The following is a 3,475-nucleotide window of genomic DNA, read 5'->3' on the forward strand; positions in this document are numbered from 1 at the left end:
ACCCCACACCCTGCCCCCAGGAAAAACTTTTTGCCGCAAACCCTAATTAATCGTAAATATTGCCTCTAAAGTTAATCTCATAAATAAAGATTTCGTCTGTCTCCTTGACGATTTCAAAAATAACTCGCATTTTGCCAACACGAATTCTGGAGAATCCTTTTAACTCACCTTTAAGTTTTTTTATATCAAGTTCTTCAGGGGGATAAACGTTTTGAGTTTCAAGGCAGGTTTTGAGAATACCAATTTTAGTTAAAACAGATTTTCGGCTATTGGCATCTAGTTTCTCCAAAAATTTATTGGCTGATCTACTGATCCTGATCTTCACGATTAAACCAGCCTGTAATATCAAGGAAGCTGTCGTCTTTGTAATCAACAGGATTAAAGGTTGCTTCTATGTCAGCTTGTTCTATATCATCAACATAGGGAATCAGCATCTCGAAGAATTTAAACCATTCTTCCCGCATAACTTCGCGGACGCTTTCCTTAATGATGGTTTTGAGCATTAGAGCATCTAAGGTGTTTGCCGGCTCCATATATTTTCCTCCAATCTACTTGAATTGTAGCAGCAGATCAAGAAAACGGGTTTCTTACAGCAGCTATCTTAAGGATTTTAGTTTTCTCAAGCCACTGTTCGAGGCAAGTCAAGAGATTGGGAGAGATTCAGGTAATCTAAGGATAGGCGGTTAAAGTGCGTCTTAGCTTACCTGATAACGTTCTTAAAATCTATCTTCATTGACGCTCCCATCGCGCTCATGCGAGGGATTCCCTGTTCAACCAGTTACCTTATCTAACAAGCTTTCACCTGTTAGACAGTGGGTAGTCTGTCCGAGGGCTTGAATTTCTGTCCGCCCGACAGTATTTGCTTTATGAAGTATGTTTATAGCGGCGTTTTCATCCCGGTCTAAAACGCAACCACAAGAACAAATGTGTGTCCTTATCGATAATGTTTTCTTGACGATATTGCCACAATCAGAGCATTGTTGGCTAGTGTATTGGAGGTTTACCGCTATGACAAACTTCCCGTGAATTTTTCCAAAATAGTCTAACCAATTGGTGAACATTGACCAACTTGCATCTTGAATTGATTTAGCAAGTTTTCGGTTTTTCACCATATTAGAAACCTTCAAGTTCTCGTAGGCTACCAAATCGTTAGATTGGATTAACGCTTTTGCTGTCTTGACGGCAAAATCTTTACGTTGTCTAGAAACTTTTAAATGAATGCGAGCTACTTTAGATTTTTGCTTTAACCTTTTTTGGCTTCCCTTTTTCTTTTTTGAGAGTTTACGTTGAGCCTTTTTTAGTCTTTTTTCAGACTTACGAAGAAACCGTGGGTTATCAATTTTATCCCCATTAGAGTCCGTCAAGAAGTAGTTTAAACCTAAATCAATTCCCACTTCTTTTCCTGTAGAGTCAAGGGGTTCTACTCTCTCAATGTCTAAAACAAATTGACAATAAAAGCCGTCCGCTCGTTTAATAAGCCTGACTCTTTTGATTGTGGATTTATCTAAGAGTTGACGGTTAAAAGTCCCGATGAGTTTTAGCTTCCCAATCCCTGTTTTATCCGTGATGTGAATAAACTTTTTATCTTCCGTTAATTTCCAACCAGAAGATTTGTACTCTACAGACCTTGAGAACTTTTTGAATTTAGGATAGCCTTTTTTCGCCAAACCCTTCTTGCTCCGTCCGCTCGCCGAATTCGATTCGGCGCGGGCGGTGCGCTTTTGACAATTGTTGTAGAAACGGGATATAGAAAACCAAGCTCTTTCAGCACTTGCCTGACGAGCCATAGAGTTCAGTTTACCAACAAAAGAGAACTCAGGATTATTAGATAATTCGGTAGTTAGCCTACACAAAGTAGCATAATTAACCTTATCTTCTTTAGTAGAGTCCATCCAAAATCTTAAACATTTATTCCTGATGAACTGTCCCACTCTTATAGCTTCTTGAATGGCTATTTCTTGGTGAGAATTGGTCTTTAACTTAAACTCTATGACTCGCATTGACTCGACCTCTCAATGTGCTACGCTATGATTATAGCAATCCACCGTACAAAGTGTCAAGGGCATGAAAGTTAATTACTTTAAGACTCGTAGGGCTACCTTTAATCTCACTGTACATATAGTCCTCGTGACAAAATATCGTAGGAAGGTGTTTCAAAAGGAGCATTTGGAGTTTTTGAAGGTAGCTTTTAACTCTATTGCCGCTAAATGGGATGCGGAAGTAGTCGAGATTAACGGAGAATCAGACCATGTACACATTCTTCTTACTTACCCGCCTCATAAACTGTTAAGTGGATTAATAGCTAACTTAAAGTCAACCTCTTGCAAACTTATGTGGGACAACTACCCTGACCACTTAAAAAAGATATATGGTCAAGACAAGCGAGTTTTGTGGACGGGGGCTTATTTTGTGGCTAGTTGTGGCGGTGTCACAATAGACCAACTCAAAAAATATGTCGAAAATCAAGACAGTCCTGATTTTTAATCGTGCTTCGCTGTTCTATATTGGTCGGCTTTTCATCTCATCGGTAAAACCGAGGGTTCCTTCAAGCCGACATTTTAGGTAAAAGTTACTCATTTTAGCTATCTGGCTATATAAATAAGTAACTTTAAAAGGCTTTAGATAGGTTTTTGGTTTCTATATTTAACCCCGATCCTCACAAACAAAGTCCACTACTCGATCGATTTCCCGGGATGAGCGGATGCGACGACTACCGCTGCCGAGTTCGCCACCACGACAATTGGCCCACCAACGTTCGCGACTGCCATTAACGATCGCATCAAATTCTCTAATTCTGCCACTATCATAATAACTGCGGCGATCAACGACAAAACGACCGATATTGGGGAGGCGAAATTCTTCATAAACATTACCGTCCCAACCGCCACCAGAATTACCGTGATGGTCGTCGGTGCGTACCTCAAACTCGCCCCGACAACCATTTCTGACCACAATATTGCCGTTTTCGAAATCCCAATTACCCTCACAGGGAGCAGCGGAGCGAGTGCGGGTTAATCTGACTTGGGCCCATCTAGCGTTCACAGGACAGCGAGTAGTGCGACCGCTTTGACTTTCACAATTAACTCTCATGGTTCTGGCCGCTGCTGGCTCGCTCCCCAGGGGATAAATTAGCAACAAACCGAGACTAGATAATAAAATTTGGCGAAACATTGTCTTTATCTCCAAGAAATTCTCTAGTTTATCTTACAGGGGTATCAAGAAAATGAGTAGTAGTTGCTTGAGATGCGTTAATCAACAAAAAAGAAGGGTGATTTAACTTCACCCTTCCCCCTATTCGGTAAATTTTCTTGCCATCCTTAGAGAGCGTTACCGCGAGGTAATACTTCTTCAGGGAAGATAAAGTTTTCGTGGGGTTGGTCTTGGGGAGCCATCCAAGCTCTCAGACCTTCGTTAAGCAGAATATTTTTAGTGTAGAAGGTTTCAAATTCCGGGTCTTCGGCCGCTCTCAATTCCT

5 protein-coding genes and 1 pseudogene are annotated in these 3,475 nt (G+C 40.9%); 1 reads left to right on the forward strand and 5 read right to left on the reverse strand.

Annotated elements, in window-relative coordinates:
- Nucleotides 1-46: 46 nt before the first annotated feature.
- The 3 genes from IQ224_RS22645 to IQ224_RS22655 form a co-directional block, all read right to left on the reverse strand.
- Complete coding sequence (locus tag IQ224_RS22645; RefSeq protein WP_158201302.1) at nt 47-349, reverse strand: type II toxin-antitoxin system RelE/ParE family toxin; 303 nt, start codon at nt 347-349, stop codon at nt 47-49.
- Nucleotides 306-533, reverse strand: a complete 228-nt coding sequence (locus IQ224_RS22650) for a hypothetical protein (protein WP_036399910.1) — start codon at nt 531-533, stop codon at nt 306-308. Before IQ224_RS22650 ends, IQ224_RS22645 begins: the two co-directional genes overlap by 44 nt.
- Nucleotides 534-770: 237 nt before the next feature.
- The gene (locus IQ224_RS22655; RefSeq protein ID WP_194033521.1) at nt 771-2,000 is read right to left on the reverse strand and encodes an RNA-guided endonuclease TnpB family protein; all 1,230 of its coding nucleotides are present in this window, start codon (nt 1,998-2,000) and stop codon (nt 771-773) included.
- Between the two features lie 64 nt (nt 2,001-2,064).
- Between IQ224_RS22655 and tnpA the strand changes: the two genes are divergently transcribed.
- Nucleotides 2,065-2,484 carry an IS200/IS605 family transposase gene (gene tnpA / locus IQ224_RS25185; RefSeq protein ID WP_002792993.1) on the forward strand — a complete coding sequence of 140 codons (420 nt, stop codon included), beginning with the start codon at nt 2,065-2,067 and terminating at the stop codon, nt 2,482-2,484.
- A 159-nt stretch (nt 2,485-2,643) separates the two neighbouring features.
- Here tnpA and IQ224_RS22665 read toward each other — a convergent pair whose 3' ends face one another.
- Both IQ224_RS22665 and IQ224_RS22670 read right to left on the reverse strand, forming a co-directional pair.
- Nucleotides 2,644-3,171 (reverse strand): DUF3011 domain-containing protein, encoded by a 528-nt coding sequence (locus tag IQ224_RS22665; RefSeq protein ID WP_002773467.1) that lies wholly within the window; start codon nt 3,169-3,171, stop codon nt 2,644-2,646.
- Between the two features lie 146 nt (nt 3,172-3,317).
- Nucleotides 3,318-3,475: pseudogene (locus IQ224_RS22670) on the reverse strand (photosystem II protein D2); the annotation flags it as partial.

The sequence above is a fragment of the Microcystis sp. LEGE 00066 genome (genome assembly GCF_015207925.1).
GTDB classification, from domain to species: domain Bacteria; phylum Cyanobacteriota; class Cyanobacteriia; order Cyanobacteriales; family Microcystaceae; genus Microcystis; species Microcystis ichthyoblabe_A.